Source organism: Bradyrhizobium sp. SYSU BS000235, assembly GCF_049747295.1.
GTDB lineage: Bacteria > Pseudomonadota > Alphaproteobacteria > Rhizobiales > Xanthobacteraceae > Afipia.
On record NZ_JBMHJM010000001.1, the window covers coordinates 183,771 to 202,016 of the forward strand.

General features: G+C 59.8%; 15 protein-coding genes and 1 pseudogene. 3 read left to right on the plus strand and 13 right to left on the minus strand.

The window, feature by feature from the left end; genetic code table 11:
• The 6 genes from ACP0KA_RS00835 to ACP0KA_RS00860 all read right to left on the minus strand — a co-directional run bounded on the left by ACP0KA_RS00835 (window position 1) and on the right by ACP0KA_RS00860 (window position 7,706).
• Window positions 1-1,902 (minus strand): potassium transporter Kup, encoded by a 1,902-nt coding sequence (locus ACP0KA_RS00835; protein ID WP_424626942.1) that lies wholly within the window; start codon window positions 1,900-1,902, stop codon window positions 1-3.
• 312 nt (window positions 1,903-2,214) lie between these two features.
• Window positions 2,215-3,042, minus strand: coding sequence for a flagellar motor protein MotB (locus tag ACP0KA_RS00840; RefSeq protein ID WP_424626943.1), 828 nt, complete (start codon window positions 3,040-3,042; stop codon window positions 2,215-2,217).
• Between the two features lie 29 nt (window positions 3,043-3,071).
• Complete coding sequence (locus tag ACP0KA_RS00845; RefSeq protein WP_424626944.1) at window positions 3,072-3,845, minus strand: motility protein A; 774 nt, start codon at window positions 3,843-3,845, stop codon at window positions 3,072-3,074.
• Between the two features lie 199 nt (window positions 3,846-4,044).
• Window positions 4,045-4,923, minus strand: coding sequence for a CDP-diacylglycerol--serine O-phosphatidyltransferase (pssA, locus tag ACP0KA_RS00850; protein ID WP_424626945.1), 879 nt, complete (start codon window positions 4,921-4,923; stop codon window positions 4,045-4,047).
• A gap of 79 nt (window positions 4,924-5,002) precedes the next feature.
• Window positions 5,003-5,701, minus strand: a complete 699-nt coding sequence (locus ACP0KA_RS00855; RefSeq protein ID WP_424626946.1) for a phosphatidylserine decarboxylase — start codon at window positions 5,699-5,701, stop codon at window positions 5,003-5,005.
• A 34-nt stretch (window positions 5,702-5,735) separates the two neighbouring features.
• Window positions 5,736-7,706, minus strand: coding sequence for an ABCB family ABC transporter ATP-binding protein/permease (locus ACP0KA_RS00860; RefSeq protein WP_424626947.1), 1,971 nt, complete (start codon window positions 7,704-7,706; stop codon window positions 5,736-5,738).
• 233 nt (window positions 7,707-7,939) lie between these two features.
• On the opposite strand from ACP0KA_RS00860, the gene ACP0KA_RS00865 reads away from it, so the two are divergent.
• Window positions 7,940-8,545, plus strand: a complete 606-nt coding sequence (locus ACP0KA_RS00865; protein ID WP_424626948.1) for a TIGR00730 family Rossman fold protein — start codon at window positions 7,940-7,942, stop codon at window positions 8,543-8,545.
• A gap of 5 nt (window positions 8,546-8,550) precedes the next feature.
• Here the strand turns inward: ACP0KA_RS00865 and ACP0KA_RS00870 are convergent, their stop codons facing one another.
• The 4 genes from ACP0KA_RS00870 to cysS all read right to left on the minus strand — a co-directional run bounded on the left by ACP0KA_RS00870 (window position 8,551) and on the right by cysS (window position 12,575).
• Window positions 8,551-8,937, minus strand: a complete 387-nt coding sequence (locus ACP0KA_RS00870) for a VOC family protein (protein WP_424626949.1) — start codon at window positions 8,935-8,937, stop codon at window positions 8,551-8,553.
• Between the two features lie 9 nt (window positions 8,938-8,946).
• Window positions 8,947-10,545, minus strand: a complete 1,599-nt coding sequence (cimA, locus tag ACP0KA_RS00875; RefSeq protein WP_424626950.1) for a citramalate synthase — start codon at window positions 10,543-10,545, stop codon at window positions 8,947-8,949.
• On the minus strand, window positions 10,542-11,066 hold the full coding sequence (locus ACP0KA_RS00880; RefSeq protein WP_424626951.1) for a GNAT family N-acetyltransferase: 525 nt from the start codon (window positions 11,064-11,066) through the stop codon (window positions 10,542-10,544). Before ACP0KA_RS00880 ends, cimA begins: the two co-directional genes overlap by 4 nt.
• Before the next feature lie 114 nt (window positions 11,067-11,180).
• Complete coding sequence (cysS, locus tag ACP0KA_RS00885; protein ID WP_424626952.1) at window positions 11,181-12,575, minus strand: cysteine--tRNA ligase; 1,395 nt, start codon at window positions 12,573-12,575, stop codon at window positions 11,181-11,183.
• A 292-nt stretch (window positions 12,576-12,867) separates the two neighbouring features.
• On the opposite strand from cysS, the gene ACP0KA_RS00890 reads away from it, so the two are divergent.
• The gene (locus ACP0KA_RS00890) at window positions 12,868-13,176 is read left to right on the plus strand and encodes a hypothetical protein (protein WP_424626953.1); all 309 of its coding nucleotides are present in this window, start codon (window positions 12,868-12,870) and stop codon (window positions 13,174-13,176) included.
• A gap of 239 nt (window positions 13,177-13,415) precedes the next feature.
• Window positions 13,416-14,585 carry a DUF2865 domain-containing protein gene (locus ACP0KA_RS00895; RefSeq protein WP_424626954.1) on the plus strand — a complete coding sequence of 390 codons (1,170 nt, stop codon included), beginning with the start codon at window positions 13,416-13,418 and terminating at the stop codon, window positions 14,583-14,585.
• Window positions 14,586-14,696: 111 nt separating this feature from the next.
• Here the strand turns inward: ACP0KA_RS00895 and ACP0KA_RS00900 are convergent, their stop codons facing one another.
• From ACP0KA_RS00900 to ACP0KA_RS00910, 3 genes and pseudogenes are all read right to left on the minus strand, one after another.
• Window positions 14,697-16,454, minus strand: coding sequence for an NAD+ synthase (locus ACP0KA_RS00900; RefSeq protein ID WP_424626955.1), 1,758 nt, complete (start codon window positions 16,452-16,454; stop codon window positions 14,697-14,699).
• Between the two features lie 43 nt (window positions 16,455-16,497).
• Window positions 16,498-16,847: pseudogene (locus ACP0KA_RS00905) on the minus strand (diacylglycerol kinase).
• Between the two features lie 2 nt (window positions 16,848-16,849).
• A complete protein-coding gene (locus ACP0KA_RS00910) occupies window positions 16,850-18,238 on the minus strand; it encodes a class II 3-deoxy-7-phosphoheptulonate synthase (protein WP_424626956.1) in 1,389 nt (462 codons plus the stop codon).
• Window positions 18,239-18,246 lie beyond the last annotated feature (8 nt).

The window sequence follows — 18,246 nt, forward strand, 5'->3', positions numbered from 1 at the left end:
TTAAATAGTGACTTGCGTACCGACTTCCACGACCCGTCCTGTCGGAATCTGGAAGTAATCGGTCGCGTCATTAGCGGAACGGCTCATCGCGATAAACAAATGATCCTGCCAGAGCGGCATTCCTGATTGCGCTGCCGGCTTCAAAGACCGCCTGGAGACGAAAAATGACGTCGACATGATGTCGAACTGCCATCCGAGCTTGCGGGCAATCGCCAGAGCCTTGGGTACGTTCGGAGATTCCATGAAACCAAATTTAAGACCGACCGTCGAAAACTTGTCGCTGATGCGCTCCATCCGCACACGCTCCGAAATATCCACCCGCGGTGTCTCCGCCGTGTGAATGGTCAGAATGACATTGTGCTCGTGTAGCACCTTATTGTGCTTGAGGTTGTGCAACAGCGCGGTGGGCACGTATTCCGGGTCGCTGGTCAAAAAGACCGCGGTACCCTTGACGATATGCGGTGGCCGTTTCTCGAGACTCTGAATCAAATCCCGTAGCGGCACTTCGGTGCGGCGCGTTTTGTCGATGAGAATTGCGGCGCCCTTTCGCCAGGTCCAGATCATCATCACCATGATGAGACCGAACAGGAGCGGCACCCACGCTCCCTGAAGCAGCTTCAACAAGTTAGCCGTAAAAAACGTCAGGTCGACCACGACAAGTGGAGCAATCAGCGCAGCAGCGGCAGCTGCTCGCCAATTCCAGAGTTTCCAGATCACAACGAAACACATGATGCCGTCAGCGACCATCGTGGTCGAAACCGCAATACCGTAAGCAGACGCAAGCCCGCTCGAGGTCCGGAACAGGCCAACCAGCAGCAACACACCAATCAGCAACAGGATATTCACACGCGGCAAATAGATTTGTCCGGCGTGCGCTTCCGAGGTGTAGCGAACCTCGAAACGGGGCAGCAATCCGAGCTGGATCGCCTGACGAACCAGCGAGAAGGCACCTGTGATCACCGCTTGGCTGGCGATCACCGTCGCCGCCGTCGCCAGACAGATCAGGGGCACCAGAACCTTTTCCGGCACCATGCGATAGAACGGATTTTCGACGGCCCCGGGATGCGACAGGATCAATGCCCCCTGCCCAAAATAATTGATGAGCAGACAGGGCAGCACAAAGAAAAACCATGCGGCCTGAATCGGTTTGCGTCCGAAATGCCCCAGATCGGCGTAAAGCGCTTCGCCGCCCGTGACGGCGAGAAACACCGCGCCCAAGATGACCAAGCCGATCACACCATGCGTCAGTAGAAATCCGACGGCATGGACCGGATTGATCGCGTACATCACCGTGGGATCATCGCTGATGTGCATCAAGCCCAGGACACCGAGCGTCGAAAACCAGATGATCATCACGGGCGCGAAGGCGCTTGCAACCAGCGCCGTTCCACGGCTTTGCACGGCGAACAAGCAAACCAGGATCAGGATCGCCAACGGCACGACATAGTGTTCGAGTGCGGGGGCAGCAAAATTCAGCCCCTCTACCGCCGACAGAACCGAGATCGCGGGCGTGATCATGGCGTCGCCAAGAAACATCGAGCCGCCAACAACGCCCAGAGCGAGAAGGAACCAGCTTCTCCGGCCGAGCGCACGTTGACCGAGCGCCATCAACGAGAGTGTGCCGCCCTCCCCGTTGTTATCGGCGCGCAGCAGCAGGAGCACATATTTGATGGTTACGACGACGATCAGCGACCATAAAATCAGCGACAGCACGCCGAGCACGATGTCCCGCGACACCGGCCCGCCATGGGACGCGTTGTGAACGGCCTCACGAAAGGCGTACAGGGGTGAAGTGCCGATATCACCAAACACCACGCCGATGCTGCCGAACGTAAGCGCCCAAAAGCCGGTGCTTACCGGTACTTCGTGCGAAGCTTCGGTCGATGTCTCGCTGGCCGCCATATCGAGGGAACGCCTATGGTGTTTCTTTGATCCAGACGGACCATCGTCGATCTGAAGTGGCGCTTCTTATAGCACCCCAACCCAAATGGCACCTGCGACAATGCAGATCAGGCTCCCCCTGGTGTGTGGTTCAAAAGCCCCGATTTTGCCTGCGGTTCTTTTCGCGAACTACTGAACCTAAACACAAGTAGAATCATAGACTTACTGGTGACCTCCGAAACCGAAGTCCGCCACGGAGCGTGCTGCACGGTCGGGCGGATTTTGGTTTCGGAACACCAGTCGCGAAAGAGGTATAATAGTAGTGAATCTGCTTTACGGCTTCAGGTTGGGCGGCAGAGGCGGATCTTCCCGCATCAACGTGATGGTCACGCGCCGATTCGCGGCAAGCATCGGATCATCCGGGAACAGCGGCTGCGTATCTGCCTTGCCTGACACCGCGAAGATGTGGGAGGTCGGCAGGCCTTCCTGCTCCAGAATCTGACGCACGACGTTCGCGCGATCGGACGACAGATCGAAGGCATCATATCCGGACCGCGAAGGGACGAAGCTGGCCGAGGTATGGCCAACGATCGATACGCGGAGCGGCGTCGCACGAAGTGGCGCAGCGAGCCGCTGGATCAGTCGCCGCGTTCGGTCTAACGGCTGTTTTGAACCTTCGGAAAACATCGAGCGGCCATCTTGATCGACGATTTCGAGATTCAGCCCCTCCTTGGTTTCCTCGAACATGATGTTCTTGGATATCTCGGTAATTTCCGGCATGTCCTGCAACGCCTGCCGCAACGATGCCGACGCGAGTGCAAACTCGCGATCTGTCTTCATTCGCGCGCCAACAGTTTTGTTCCGATCGTCCTGTTCCGGCGTCGGTGTATTCGACGCCTCGTCCGGCTGGATATGAGCGGTATTCTTCATCTTGGACCGCGTCGGCAAACCGTCGGACTCGATGATACCGGAATAGCGCTGGGTCGAAACGCCGAATGCGTCGCGCATGGATCCCGCGACGACCTTCAGTTTGGCTTGGTCTTGCGTTGAATATGCGACGAGCATGACGAAGAAGCTCATCAGCAATCCCATGAGATCGGCGAACGTCACGAACCAGCCGTGACCGCCTCCCGCATGCCCACCATTCTTTTTCTTGGCCATGACCCGGCTCCTGCCTCGGCGTTCTCAGATCAAGCCGGTACTGGCTCGCCCTCTTCGTGGCGGTGTTTTTCCGGAAGATAGGCCAGCAGCATTTCGCGCACGAGCGTCGGAGACTTCGAATCGCGAATCATCAGAATGCCGTCGATGATCAAGGTGCGATTGGTTTCCTCGTCCGCCAGCTTGACGTGAAGCTTGTCGGCAATCGGCAGACAGAACAGGTTCGCCACAAGCGCACCGTACAAAGTTGCGAGCAACGCGACAGCCATGAAGGGGCCGAGCTTCGACGGATCGGACATGTTGGAGAACATCTGCACCATGCCGATGAGCGTGCCGATCATGCCGAATGCCGGAGCGCAGTCGCCGATCGCGCGATAGATCTTCTGGCCCTCATCGAGATGCATCAGGAAGTTGTCGCGATCGCGCTCAAGGTTGTCGCGGATGAAATCCATGTCGTAACCGTCTGCGACATAGCGGATACCTTTGGCGAGAAACGCATCGTCGGTGTCGACCTTTTCAAGGCCGACCGGCCCCTGCTTACGGGCAACTTCAGCCAAACGCGCCAGTTCATCGACCAGATCACGCGATGTCGTGCTGCGCATTGTGAAGGCGAATTTCAACCCTAGCGGCAGACCATGAACGATAGCAACGAAGGGAAAACGGATCAGCGTTGAGGCGAGACAGCCACCGCCGATAACGATAAGCGCGTGGGTATCATAGAAAGCCTTGAGATCGCCGCCCATGAGAATGATAGTGACAACAACAGTCAACCCCGCAAGAAGGCCGGCCCCAGTGGCGATATCCATAAAAGCACCCCAACGCATTACAGCGCGCATCGTTCTGAAACGCGCGACGTGACCCTAGCGTCGATGCAATTAAATTCGCGTAAAGGTTAGCGGCCGAAGTGAATCGACAACCACAAATGACAATCGCGAGCGATCACATCCCGTCATGGAGATTTTTAACAATCTCCTAACGAGTGCTGCGATGGCGATGGATACGCTGTCAGTTGAGCCGCGATGGGCGATCCGCCGGGTCCTGCTCCACCGCCGAAGGCGCGCTGAAGTCCGGCGCAGTCTCCTGAAGGCTGGCATCACTCGAAGCCGTCGCCGCACGGGCCCGACGTTCATGCTCGCGATAGGACTTCCACCCGATAGGCAGCGAGATCAGGTACAACAGCGAGCCGCCGGTCAAAAGGTGCCATGGGTAGCTGATCAGAATGGCGATGAACAAGACGGCCAACACGACCACAGGCAGCACCATGTCAGGTGCGACCTTGGCGCCGATCATCTTGCCCGAGAAGACCGGGAGCCGTGACACCATCAAGAAGGCGATCGTCAACGTATAGATGGCAGTCAGCGCCGCCGGCACCTGAGGCGCCCCGATGAGCACAAGGTACATCGGCAACAGCACGCAAATCGCTCCGGCGGGCGCCGGCACACCAGTAAAATAGTTCGCGGCAAACGGCGGCTTATTCGGATCGTCCATGGTGGCGTTGAAGCGCGCCAGGCGCAGCCCGCCGCTGATCGCAAAGATCATCGCGGCGATCCAGCCGACATTGTTGAGATCGTGCAGCTGCCAGAAATAAAGAATGAGCCCAGGCGCCACACCGAAATTGACGAAATCCGCGAGGCTGTCGAGTTCGGCGCCGAAGCGGGACTGCCCCTTGATCATGCGCGCGACACGGCCATCGATGCCGTCCAGGATCGCGGCGAAAACGATCGCTGCCAGCGCCAACTCATTGCGCCCCTCGATCGAGAGCCTGATAGCCGTCAGTCCGGCGCAGATCGCCAGCAACGTGATGACGTTAGGCACCAGCATCCGGATCGGAATCTGGCGAAACCGACGGCGGCGGAAATCGGGCGATCTTGGATCAGAAACCATTGGCATAGGTTCGTATATAACAAGTCCGCCCCGCTCCGCCACGACCGTCAGAGCCCCGCAGCGCCCATCCCCGGCGTGGTTAATCGACCCGGTAGGTCCGTCCACCGTCGCCGAGGCGGAAATCGGCCAGAACGGTCTCCCCGGCAATGGCGGTCTGCCCTTCCGAAACCAAGGCCTTGGCCCCTTCCGGAAGATAGACGTCCAGCCGCGATCCAAAGCGGATCAAACCGAACCGCTCACCTGCAGCCAGCGCCTGCCCTTCGCGCACGAAGGACACGATCCGGCGCGCGACGAGCCCGGCGATCTGGATGACACCGATCCGGCCAGCCGGCGTCGAAATCACCAGCGAATTGCGCTCGTTGTCCTCGCTTGCCTTGTCGAGATCGGCATTGAGGAATTTCCCGGGACGATAGGCAATCCGGTCGATCCGGCCGGCCACAGGGCTGCGGTTCACGTGGCAGTTGAAGACGCTCATAAAGATGGAAACGCGCGGGAGCGGCTTGTCGCCCAGCCCCAGTTCCGCCGGCGGCACGGCCTGTACCACCATGGAGACACGCCCGTCAGCCGGCGAGACAACGAGGCCCTCGCGGGTCGGGGTCACGCGAACGGGATCGCGGAAGAAGAGCGCGCACCATACGGTCAGCCCGCACCCGATCCAGCCTAACGGTGTCCAGATCCAGAACAGGATCAGGCTGGCGAGCGCAAAACCACCGATGAACGGATAGCCTTCGGGGTGGATCGGGGGAATTTGCGCGCGAATGGAATTGACGACGGACATGAAATTTCTGACCTGTGTTTAAACGTAATGCAGATTATTCGGCGGCGGCCGGCGCGACCAGCGGATCGTCGATCTGCGGAGGCGCACGATTCAACGCAATATTCTCATCGGCCATCATCGCCAGCTTCTCGCGCGCTTCCTGAGCCTCACGTTGCCTGTTCCACATGCTGGCGTAAAGGCCGTCCGCTGCCAGGAGCCGCGCGTGCGTCCCCCGCTCGACGATACGCCCCTGATCCAGCACGATGATCTCATCAGCGCCCACAATCGTAGAGAGCCGGTGGGCGATCACGAGCGACGTGCGGTTACGCGATACCTTCTCGAGCTCGTCCTGAATTTCCTGCTCGGTGTGGCTATCGAGTGCCGACGTCGCCTCATCGAGAACCAGAATCGGCGGGCCCTTCAGGATGGTCCGCGCAATCGCCACGCGCTGCTTTTCGCCACCGGACAGTTTCAGGCCACGCTCGCCGACCTCGGTTTCGTAGCCGTGGGGCGATCTGCGGATGAAGCCATCGATCTGCGCCATGGCCGCAGCCCCTTCGACCTCCTCATCGGTCGCATCCCAACGGCCGTAGCGGATGTTGTAGCGGATGGTGTCGTTGAACAGCACGGTATCCTGCGGCACCATGCCGATCGAGGCGCGGAGCGACGCCTGGGTGACATCGCGGATGTTCTGGCCGTCGATCGTGATCTGTCCGCCGCTTGCATCGTAAAGACGGAACAGCAGCCGGGAAATGGTCGACTTGCCCGCACCCGACGGGCCAACGATCGCAACAGTTTTACCCGCCGGGACCTCGAAACTGAGCCCCTTCAGAATAGGCCGCTCAGGATCGTAGGCGAACTGCACATTGTCGAACCGGACGACGCCCGCCGATACGTGCAGCGGTTTCGCGCCGGGAATGTCCTTCACCTCAGCGCTTCTGCCAAGCACGCCGAACATCTTCTCGATATCGATGATCGCCTGTTTGATCTCGCGGTACACCATGCCCATGAAGTTCAGGGGCTGGTAGAGCTGGATCATCATGGCATTGATCATGACGAAGTCGCCCACGGTGTTCGTGCCGTTGCGCACGCCGACGGCACACATCATCATCGTCGTCGTGAGACCGAGAGTGAAGATGACGGCCTGTCCGGTGTTGAGCACCGCAAGCGACGTATAAGTCTTGACGCTCGCGCGCTCGTAGCGCTCCATGGATTTGTCATAGCGCGTCGCTTCGCGATCTTCAGCGCTGAAATACTTCACCGTCTCATAGTTGAGCAGCGAGTCGATGGCCTTGGTGTTCGCCTCCGTATCGGAGTCGTTCATCTTGCGGCGGATTTCGATCCGCCATTCCGTCGCGATGTAGGTGTAGTACATGTAGATGACGACGGTCGCGAGCGTCACGAGCGCGTAGCGCCAATCGAACTGCCAGACCAAAACCGCCATCAACAACGTGAGTTCAACGATGGTGGGAGCTAGCTGCAGAATCACCATTCGTACGATGGTCTCAATACCGGTGCGGCCACGCTCCAGCACACGCGTCAAACCGCCGGTCTTGCGCTCCAGATGAAAGCGCAGCGACAGTTCATGCATGTGGATGAAGGTTAGGTAAGCAAGCTTGCGCACCGCATGCATCGCCACCTTCGCAAAGATGCCGTCGCGCCACTGGGTCAGCACCGCCATGAGAATGCGCATGCCGCCATAGCCGGCCGTCATCAGCAGCGGCGATGCAAGCAACCACAATGTCCAGTTCGTTGCCTGAACGGGCGCGGAGCCCGTCCCGGTCAGCGCATCGGTCGCCCACTTGAACGTGAACGGCACCGCAAGGGTGGCCAGCTTCGCAATAAGCAGCAACACCATCGACCAGACGACGCGCATCTTCAGATCGAAGCGGTCACCGGGCCAGATGTAGGGCCACAGCCGTGACAGCGTTCCGAATAGCGTCGCCTTTTCGGCCTTCAGTTCTGCGATGGCATTTTCGGCAGCAGCGGCGGAAGCCGACGGGGACGGAGCGCTAGGGGCAGCCATTGGCCGTCCTGCTCTCTTCGGGCAACCGTTGGCGGCCGCCAGTCTCTTTTTGTTCGCGGATGATCATGCGCCCCCATATAGAGGCTTTAGGTCCGGTTCGCACCCTTTTTGGTGGTAATTCTTTCCAACCCCGGCCCGCTCCGGGACGATTTTTCCCTCGCGATTCCTTCCTCTTATCTTCCCGCATTGGGCCCGTCTTGACGATGTCGCAATGCAGTGCCACATCGCAAAGTATGAAAATTATCAAGAATGTTTGCGTTTATTGCGGTTCCGGCCCTGGCACTAATCCCGGTTTCGTCAAAGCAGCCACTGCCTTCGGCAAGTCCCTTGCCGAGAACGGCGTCGGCCTTGTGTACGGCGGCGGCTCGATCGGTCTCATGGGCGCAGTCGCCACGGGCGCGCTCGACAATGGCGGGACTGTCACCGGCATCATCCCGGACTTCCTGACCGCACGCGAGAACGCCCTGAAGCGCGCGCAGGAGCTGATCGTCACGAAGGACATGCACGAGCGGAAGCAGCTGATGTTTGATCGCTCCGACGCCTTCGTGGCGCTTCCCGGCGGCATCGGCACACTGGAAGAACTCGTCGAGCAGATGACCTGGGCGCAGCTTGGCCGTCACGCCAAGCCGATCCTCATCGCCAACATCGAGGGATTCTGGAATCCCCTCCTCGTATTGCTCGACCACATGAGGGATACGGCGTTTATCCGCGCCAACCTGTCGGTCGATATTTTGACCGCGGAGCATGTCGAAGACATCCTGCCGATTCTGGAAAAGGCAGCGACCCGCGCTCCTGAAGCGACCAAGCTGATGGAAGACAAGGTCGCAAGCCGGCTCTGACCCCGTCAGCCGGCTTTGTCCTTCAGGAAGGTGACGGCCTCGATGCGGTTACCATCGAGATCGATGATGAAGGTCGCGTAGTAGCTCGGGTGATACTCCAGACGCGGTCCAGGCGCTCCATTGGATTGACCGCCTGCCTTTAACGCAGCTGCGTGAAAGGCTTCGATCGCAGCCGTCGTCGGCGCCCGCAGACAGATGTGCGTTCCGCACTCGAGCGGGACCGGCTTCATCCCGGCCCGAAGATTGATCCAGAACTCCGGATAGGTTTTTCCGAACCCGATCGTGGTGGGTCGCTCGACCAGCTTGGTCAGACCAAGCGGCGCAAGCACCGTTTCGTAAAACTTCGTGCCGCGCTCAAGATCGGAAACCCCAACAGAGACATGATCGATCATCGGACCTCCTCACGTCGGTGCGTTCGATTTCACCAGCTTGTAGATCACCGAGTCCATCAGCGCCTGAAATGACGCATCGATAATATTGGGCGATACTCCGACAGTCGTCCAGCGCTCGCCTTGCTCGTCCTCGCTCTCGATGAGCACGCGGGTGACGGCTTCGGTACCCCCGTTGAGGATGCGCACGCGATAGTCAACGAGTTTCAGGCCTTCGATATATTTCTGATACTTTCCAAGATCCTTGCGCAGCGCGACATCCAGCGCATTGACCGGACCGTTGCCTTCCGCCGCGGAGATCAACATCTCTCCAGCAACATTGACCTTCACCACCGCCATCGCCACGGTGACGCGCTCACCGAGGGAATTGTAGCGCTGCTCGACGTTCACGTCGAACTGTACAACATCGAAATAGTTCGGAACCCTGCCAAGCGTCCGGCGCGCCAGCAGGTCGAACGATGCATTGGCAGACTCATACGCATAACCCGCCGCTTCCCGCTCCTTCATCTCCTCGACCAGGCGTGTGAGCTTCTGGTCGGTCTTGTCGAACGGAATATTGGCGCGCTCCAGCGCAGCCATCACGTTGGACCGCCCCGCCTGATCGGACACCAGCACCCGCCGATGATTGCCGACTGCTTCCGGCGCGACATGCTCGTAGGTTTGCGGATCTTTCAGCACCGCGGAGGCGTGAATGCCCGTCTTGGTGACGAATGCGCTCTCGCCGACATAAGGCGCATGGCGATCCGGCGCGCGATTGAGGATATCATCGAGCGCACGCGAGGCCTGAACCAGGGTCGCGAGCTTTTCCTCCGACACGCCGATCTCGAACTTGTCGGCAAATTCCCTCTTCAGCTTCAACGTCGGGATCAGCGAGCAAAGGTTCGCGTTTCCGCAACGCTCGCCAAGTCCGTTCAGTGTGCCCTGAATTTGCCGCGCGCCCGCACGCACCGCCGCCAGTGAATTCGCCACCGCCTGTTCGGTGTCGTTGTGGGTATGGATTCCGACGTGGTCGCCGGGAATGTGTTTGACGACGTCAGCGACGATTGTCTCGATCTCATTCGGCATGGTGCCGCCGTTGGTGTCGCAAAGCACCACCCAGCGCGCCCCGGCGTCGTAAGCGGCCTTCGCGCAGGCCAACGCGAATTGCGGATTTTCCTTGTAGCCATCAAAGAAATGCTCGCAATCGAGCATCACCTCGCGACCAGCGGCCTTGGCCGCACTGACGCTGTCGCGGATCGACGCGAGATTTTCCTCATTGGTCGTCTCAAGCGCCACCCGCACCTGATACTCCGACGACTTCGCCACAAAGCAGATGGCATCCGCTTTGGCTTCGATCAGCGCACCAAGCCCCGGATCGTTCGATGCCGAGCGACCGGCACGGCGGGTCATGCCGAACGCGGTGAATTTGGCATGGCCGAATTTCGGCTTGGTGGAGAAAAACGCGGTGTCGGCGGGATTGGCGCCCGGATAGCCGCCTTCGATGTAGTCGATGCCGAGATCATCAAGCATATTGGCGATGATCTGCTTGTCGTGGAGTGTGAAATCAACGCCATTGGTCTGCGCGCCGTCGCGCAGGGTCGTGTCGAATAAATAAAGCCGTTCGCGGCTCATGACGGCCTTCCAGGCGCCTCGCTCTGAGGACCGTTATCGCCCAATACCTTCTTCATCGTGGTGTTGGTGAGCCATTCATCGCCCATAGACACCGTATTGCGTTGCTCGGAAACATAGCCGCGCCTTGCAAAAAACGGCTCGGCTGTGTCGCTGGATTCCACATTGAGACCCGTCACACCGCGCGCGGCCGACAATTTTTCGATCGCATCGCACAGTGCCGTGGCGACACCCTGCCGGACGAAGCGCGGATGCACGTACAGCAAGTCAATGTGGTCATTGCCCTTTACGGAAATGAAGCCTGCTGGCGAACCTTGAATGGTCGCAACCAGTGTCAACTGACCGGCGAGGCGCTTGCCGAATTTCTCTTCGTCCTCGGCGGCACCGGCCCAGGCCTCGCGCTGTGCCTCTGAATAATCGTCCTCGGTCAGCTCCTCGACACTCGCGACAAAAATAGCCGCGAGCACTGAAGTATCCGCGGGAAGAAATGGCCGTAGCCCGACCTTGGGAAGCGCTTGTCCCATGACGTTAGAAGACTCCGAATACTTTGAGTGCGATCACCACAGCGACAGCAATCACAAGCCACTTGAGCACAATGTAGTAACGCCAATGCTTCGGAAATGGGGTGTCCGGCTTTGTCATCGCGCGATCTCCCAGGTGGTTCCTTCTTTCGAATCTTTGATCACGACCCCCATCGCGGCCAGTTCATCACGGATACGATCGGACTCCTTGAAGTCCTTGCGGGCGCGAGCGGCCGCGCGATCGGAAAGCAGGCTGTTGACTTGAGCGGCATCGATCCCACTCGCCTGTTGTTTCTTGGCCTTCCACCCGGCAGCGCTGTCGGACAGGAAGCCAAGAAGGCGCAAGGATGCAGCGAATGCTTCACGCTGCTTGGCGTCGCCCGAAGCAGCCGCGTTGCGCAAACCATGCAGCGAGGCCACGACCTGTGGTGTATTGAGGTCGTCGGACAGCGCCTCGAGAACCGCACCTGATGCGACCTCTCCCTTGCTGTCGGCCGCAACCTCGTACCAATCGTCAAGCGTCTTGGCGCTTTCTTCCAATCCCTTGAGGGTCCAGTCGATCGGCGAGCGATAGTGCGTCTTCAGCATATTGAGACGCAGCACTTCGCCCGGCCAGTCCCGCAGCAGCTCATTGATGGTGACGAAGTTGCCGAGGCTCTTCGACATCTTCTCACCTTCGACCTGCAGGAAGCCGTTATGCATCCAGATATTGGCCATGGTGTGCGTGCCGTGCGCGCATCGCGATTGCGCGATCTCGTTTTCATGATGAGGAAAGATGAGATCGAGACCGCCGCCGTGGATATCGAAAACCTCGCCAAGATAGGCGGCGCTCATGGCCGAGCATTCGATATGCCAGCCGGGGCGTCCCCTGCCCCATGGGCTGTCCCATCCGGGCTCGTCATCTGATGATTGCTTCCACAGCACAAAGTCGGCGGGATTCTTCTTGTGGGCATCGACGGCAATGCGGGCGCCCGCCTGCTGGTCCTCGAGCTTGCGGCCTGAGAGCAATCCGTAATCGGGCATAGATGCTGTATCGAACAGCACCTCGCCACCGGCCTCATAGGCGTGTCCCCGCGCGATCAACTGCGTGATCAAGGTCACCATGTCCGTTTTGCCATCCGTCCGCGGCAAGACGAACTCGGTCGCGCGCGGCTCGAATGTCGGCTTCAGGCAGCCTAACGCCGCCACATCGGCGTGAAACTGAGCTGCCGTCTTTTCGGTGACCCTCCTGATCGCGTCATTGAGCGGAAGGTCGGGAAAATCACGCAAGGCCCTTGCGTTGATCTTGTCATCCACGTCGGTGATGTTGCGGACATAGGTGACATGGTTCTCGCCATAGACATGCCGCAACAGCCGGAACACCACGTCGAACACGATGACCGGACGGGCATTGCCGATATGGGCGAAGTCGTAGACCGTTGGTCCGCACACATACATGCGCACGTTTTTCGGATCGAGCGGCCGGAACGGCTGCTTCTGCTTGGTCAGCGTGTCGTAAAGCTTCAGTTCCATGGAAAACGCATCCGTCCCTTGCCTTGCGGCCGGGCGTCCCTTGATCTCATTTTTGAGAAAAGACGGCTCCAGCCAGCGAATCGCTAGCGAATAATCCCGCGGCAAATGCCGAAAATGGAGAGAGAACCGTTCATCGGCGGCACAATGGTCCAGCCCAGGGGACCACGTCAAGACCGCGGCATGTCCGGAAGTCGCTCCAAACCTTTGTATAATTGGGAGACATACCCTTAATAATTCTTAACTCTTTGAGCCTATTCGTGTATGCGCCTGCTTCCCTCTCGACCGGTGCATTATGCGATTCGTGTCCGCGCTGCCCTTTTGCGCTCTCTTGCTGCTGAGTTCGCCCGCTTTGGCCGACAGCCGCGTCTTCGTGATCGCCAATCAGTCGGACGGCTATGCCGTCAACGAGTGCCTCGCCAACGGGGAAAAGTGCGGTGAGCACGCCGCCCGGGCCTATTGCCGGTCTCGGGACTTCGCCCAAGCGACCAATTATCACCGCGTTGACCCCGACGACGTGACCGGTTCAGTTCCGTTATCCACAGGCCGCACCTGCAGTGGCGGCGAATGCGGTGAATACATCGCGATCACGTGCCAGCGCTGAGCCGCAACGCTCACGTTCCTTTGCAGTTTTTGCCTTATCTGCGCCCCGGAATCGACGTGACCTCGCCGCCGGAAGCTAGTATGTGAGCTTCGTCGGCCGCGTCGCGGTCAGTCAGCCGGATCGTGACAGTTTGCCTAGTGGTCCGATTTTAACGTTCGCATCCCGTCTCGGCAGCCACTTTTGCGAACGTTAGAATCGAAGGACCACTAGCAAATGTAAGTTCTAGTGGAGCTTTGGATTTGACGTTCGCATCACGAATTCGCGGCAAGGAAGGTAGCGAACGTCAAATCCGCTCCACTAGCCTTCTCTTCAAGCGATGCATCCTTGCCTGCGCCGCCGCCTTGAGCGTCGCAGCGGTGGCTTTCGAGGCTATGGCGCAAGGCGCCCCTCCGCCGCCTCCTGGACCGCCTCCCGGCAATCCCATGTGTCAGCGGCTTGTCGGGCAGCTCGCTGCCATTGACGGCGGTGGCGGCGACAGCGCGCGTGCGGATCAGATCCGGCGCTACGAGGAGGCGGCCCACCGTCAGCAGGCAGAGCTGGAGCGCGTGCAGGGACAGGCGCGACGCCAAGGATGCGACAGTTCAGGATTTTTCTCGCTGTTCAGCGGCCAATCGGCGCAGTGCGGCCCGATCAACAACCAGATTCAGCAAATGCGCTCGAATCTCGACCAGATCACCACCAGCCTTGAGCGGCTGCGTGGCGGCGGCGGTAATCCCGAGCGCGACAATCAGCGCCGCTCGGTGCTGCTGGCACTGGCCCAGAACAATTGCGGACCGCAATACGCCCAGGCGGCCCGCGCCGCCGGCGGCGGTGGTTTTCTCGAAAACCTCTTTGGCGGCGGCGGAGGCCAGACAGCGGACGCTCCCCCGATGGACAACGGCGCGCCGTCATCGACATATCGTACCGTCTGCGCACGCAGCTGCGATGGATATTACTTCCCGATTTCCTTTGCGACGGTTCCGAGCCGTTTCGGCGAAGACGAAAAAACTTGCAAAGCTCTTTGCCCGGCAGCAGACGCAACGCTCTATACCTATCGCAATCCGGGCGAAGACATGAATCAGGCGGTGTCGCTCTCGGGACAGCCCTATTCGCAGTCGCCGAATGCATTCCGCTATCGCCAGCAATTCGACAAAACGTGCAGTTGCAAGGCTCCCGGACAAACCTGGTCCGATGCGCTGAAGAACATCGACGACAAAGCGTCTCTCGAGCAAGGCGACATCATCGTCACCGACGAGCGGTCGAAGAAGATGGCACAACCGCAGCAGACACCGGTGTCTCAGCGGAAAGGTGCGCCTCCCGCCGCAACGGCCCAAAATCCAGCGCCGGCACCAGCGCCGCCCCAGAGCGCGACATCGCAGAACAACAAGCCGATCCGCTCGGTCGGACCGACCTTCATCCCGGCGCACTAATCCGCTCCGACCAGGACAGATTGCCGTTCCGCAACCTCCCCTGACCAATCTTTCCCGAATTCCTGCAGCACCGCACGAGCTGCGCGGGCAACGCCGCGCCAGCAAGCCGGCTTAACCGTCGAAGGCTTCAACCGAACCGCGGCTCGAACGCGTCACCAGCGTGTCATCGGCCTTCGGCGCTGGCACACCGTTTTCACGAAACTTGTTGGTGATCGGGTAGCGGCGGTCGCGACCGAAGTTCTTGCGGGTGACTTTCACGCCGGGCGCCGCCTGACGGCGTTTATATTCCGCGACATTCAGCAACCGGCTGATCCGCAGCACCGTGTCCCGATCGAAGCCTTCCGCAATAATCGATGCGACAGGCTCTTCGCGCTCGACCAGCCGCTCAAGAATGGCGTCGAGCACATCGTAAGGCGGCAGCGAATCCTGGTCGGTCTGATTTTCGCGCAGCTCCGCCGTGGGTGGGCGCGTGATGATGTTGGGAGGAATGACCTCCCCCGATGGACCGAGAGCCCCTTCCGGCTTCCAGCTGTTCCGCAACGTCGACAGGCGGAATACCTCGGTCTTGTAGATATCCTTGATCGGATTGTAGCCGCCGTTCATGTCGCCATAGAGCGTAGCGTATCCCACCGACATTTCAGATTTGTTGCCGGTGGTGACCAGCATCGCGCCGGTCTTGTTGGAGATCGCCATCAGCAGCACACCGCGGGTACGTGCCTGAAGGTTTTCCTCCGTGACGTCGCGTTCCAGGCCCTTGAACGGCCCGGACAAGATTTCTTCAAGACCGTGCACCGCGGGCGCGATGGAAAGCACTTCGTACTGAATGCCGAGCGCTTTTGCGAGCTTTGCTGCATCATCGAGCGACTCCTGCGCCGTGAAACGGAACGGCAGCATCACACCGCGCACGTTGTCGGCACCCAACGCATCGACCGCGATCGCCGCGCATAAAGCGGAATCGATGCCACCGGAAATGCCCAGCAGCACGCCGGGAAAACCGGTCTTGGTGACGTAATCGCGCAAGCCGAGCACGCAGGCTGCGTAGTTCCCCTTGTCGCCATCAAGAACCTGCGCGATTGGCCCCTTCTTGCAGGTCCACCCCTCGTCGCCCTTGATGCATTGGATGGTGGTGATGTTTTCCTCAAATGCGGGAAGCTGCAGTGCCAGCGAACGATCGGCGTTCAGCGCGAACGATGAACCATCGAACACCAGTTCGTCCTGCCCTCCCACCTGATTGAGATAGATCAGCGGCAGGCCGCTCTCCGCGACGCGCGCCACGGAAACCGACAAACGCATGTCGTTTTTCTCACGCGTGTAAGGCGAGCCGTTGGGCACGATCAGAATTTCAGCGCCCGTCTCCGCGAGGCATTCGACGACGTTTTCATAATCCCGGGATTCTTCCATCCATGTGTCTTCACAGATGGGAATTCCGATCCGCACGCCCCGGATTGTAATTGGTCCCGAAACCGGCCCGCGCGCAAACACGCGCTTCTCGTCGAACACGCCGTAGTTCGGCAAATTGACCTTGAACCGCAAGGCTGCGATCCGGCCGCCGTCAAGCAGCACGCACGCATTGTAGAGCTTGCCGTCTTCGACCCAAGGCGTGCCGATCAACATCGCGGGTCCGCCATCGGCGGTTTCACGCGCGAGGTTCTCGACCTCTGCACGGCAGGCAGCCTGGAACGCCGGCTTCAGCACAAGGTCTTCCGGCGGATAGCCCGCGATGAACAATTCGGGGAGCACAACAACATCTGCGCCGTCGGCTTTCGCCCGTCCACGCGCCGCGCGCGCCTTGGCGGCGTTGCCGGTGACGTCACCGACAACCGGATTGAGTTGCGCAAGTGTGATCGTAAGTTGGGAAATCTCGGCCATGTCTGCTTTTAGCCCGGCGGATGAGATTTCCGCAATTGCTCGCTTAGATGAAGCCTATGCGCTCGGCGATGGCAAAGAGCCAGGTGATGCCCGCAATGAGAAGCGCCACGCCCACTGCGGCCGAGCCCATATCCTTGACGCGCCCGATCTGCGGATCGTGATCCATTGTCAGACGGTCGGAGAGCTTTTCAATTGCCGTATTCAGCAACTCAACCACGAGCAACAGCAATATGACAACAATGAGCTCGACCCGCCGCGCCGGCGTTACCCCGATGAACCACGCGGTATCGATATCAAAAGCGCGGCCAGTTCCTCGCGAATGGCCTGTTCGGAACGGACTGCAAAAATCAGTCCGTTCCTGGTGTTGATGGTGGCGCGCCAGATGCGCAGCACCTTTAGAAGCCTGCGACAGCCGGCATCGGTTTCACCTTGCCTGCGCGCTCCTGCTTGAGCAGTTCGGCGATCAGGAAAGCCATATCGATGGACTGCTCGGCATTAAGCCGCGGATCGCAAACCGTGTGATAACGGTCGTTGAGATCCTCATCGGTGATGGCGCGCGCGCCGCCGATGCACTCGGTGACGTCCTGACCGGTCATCTCCAGATGAACGCCACCCGCGTGGGTGCCCTCGGCCGCGTGAATCGTAAAGAACGATTTCACTTCCGACAGCACGCGGTCAAACGGCCGCGTCTTGTATCCGGAGGTCGACGTGATGGTGTTGCCGTGCATCGGATCGCACGACCAGACCACCACCCGGCCCTCGCGCTGAACAGCGCGGATCAACTGCGGCAGATGATCGCCCACCTTGTCCGCGCCGAACCGGTTGATCAGCGTCAGACGTCCCGGCTCGTTGTCGGGGTTGAGAACGTCGATCAGCTTGAGCAGTTCATCAGGCTTCAGCGACGGGCCGCACTTGAGGCCGATCGGATTCTTGATGCCGCGGAAGTATTCCACGTGGCCGTGGTCGAGCTGCCGGGTGCGGTCGCCGATCCAGATCATGTGGCCCGACGTTGCGTACCAGTCGCCGGTCGTGGAATCGACGCGGGTGAACGCCTGCTCGTAGCCGAGCAGCAAGGCCTCATGGCTGGTGTAGAAATCCGTAGCGCGCAGTTCCGGATGGCTTTCGAGATCCAGTCCGCACGCCTGCATGAAGTTGAGCGCATCGGAAATGCGATCGGCCAATTCCTTGTAACGGCGCGACTGCGGCGAATCCTTCAGGAATCCGAGCATCCACTGATGCACGCTGCCGAGATTGGCGAAACCGCCGGTCGCGAACGCGCGCAGCAGGTTCAGGGTCGCAGCGGACTGGCGATAAGCCATCAACTGGCGCTGCGGATCGGGCGTACGCGCTTCCGCCGTGAACGCGTTGTCATTGACGATGTCGCCACGGTAGCTCGGCAGTTCCACGCCATCGATCTTCTCGACCGGCGAGGAACGCGGCTTGGCGAACTGCCCCGCGATGCGCCCGACCTTCACCACCGGCAGCGCGCCGGCATAGGTCAGCACCACCGCCATCTGCAGCAGCACGCGGAAGAAATCGCGAATGTTGTTGGCGCCGTGCTCGGCAAAGCTCTCGGCGCAATCGCCGCCCTGGAGCAGGAAGGCTTCGCCCGCCGCGACGCGCCCGAGCGCCTTCTTCAGGTTGCGCGCTTCACCTGCAAAAACCAGCGGCGGAAACGTGGCCAGTTGCGCCTCGACATCGGCCAACGCCTTGGCATTGGGATACTCAGGCACTTGCAGCACTGGCTTGTTGCGCCAGCTATCGGGCGTCCACCGCTCGGACATCACTGAAA

Excerpts from the sequence above, each read along its gene's own strand:
- ACP0KA_RS00865 (WP_424626948.1), top strand. The coding sequence starts at position 7,940 with ATGAAAATTATCAAGAATGTTTGCGTTTATTGCGGTTCCGGCCCTGGC.
- ACP0KA_RS00860 (WP_424626947.1), bottom strand. The coding sequence starts at position 7,706 with ATGGCTGCCCCTAGCGCTCCGTCCCCGTCGGCTTCCGCCGCTGCTGCC.
- ACP0KA_RS00845 (WP_424626944.1), bottom strand. The coding sequence starts at position 3,845 with ATGGATATCGCCACTGGGGCCGGCCTTCTTGCGGGGTTGACTGTTGTT.
- ACP0KA_RS00870 (WP_424626949.1), bottom strand. The coding sequence starts at position 8,937 with ATGATCGATCATGTCTCTGTTGGGGTTTCCGATCTTGAGCGCGGCACG.
- ACP0KA_RS00840 (WP_424626943.1), bottom strand. The coding sequence starts at position 3,042 with ATGGCCAAGAAAAAGAATGGTGGGCATGCGGGAGGCGGTCACGGCTGG.
- ACP0KA_RS00890 (WP_424626953.1), top strand. The coding sequence starts at position 12,868 with ATGCGATTCGTGTCCGCGCTGCCCTTTTGCGCTCTCTTGCTGCTGAGT.
- cysS (WP_424626952.1), bottom strand. The coding sequence starts at position 12,575 with ATGGAACTGAAGCTTTACGACACGCTGACCAAGCAGAAGCAGCCGTTC.
- pssA (WP_424626945.1), bottom strand. The coding sequence starts at position 4,923 with ATGGTTTCTGATCCAAGATCGCCCGATTTCCGCCGCCGTCGGTTTCGC.
- ACP0KA_RS00900 (WP_424626955.1), bottom strand. The coding sequence starts at position 16,454 with ATGGCCGAGATTTCCCAACTTACGATCACACTTGCGCAACTCAATCCG.
- ACP0KA_RS00880 (WP_424626951.1), bottom strand. The coding sequence starts at position 11,066 with ATGGGACAAGCGCTTCCCAAGGTCGGGCTACGGCCATTTCTTCCCGCG.
- ACP0KA_RS00855 (WP_424626946.1), bottom strand. The coding sequence starts at position 5,701 with ATGTCCGTCGTCAATTCCATTCGCGCGCAAATTCCCCCGATCCACCCC.
- ACP0KA_RS00910 (WP_424626956.1), bottom strand. The coding sequence starts at position 18,238 with ATGTCCGAGCGGTGGACGCCCGATAGCTGGCGCAACAAGCCAGTGCTG.
- cimA (WP_424626950.1), bottom strand. The coding sequence starts at position 10,545 with ATGAGCCGCGAACGGCTTTATTTATTCGACACGACCCTGCGCGACGGC.
- ACP0KA_RS00835 (WP_424626942.1), bottom strand. The coding sequence starts at position 1,902 with ATGGCGGCCAGCGAGACATCGACCGAAGCTTCGCACGAAGTACCGGTA.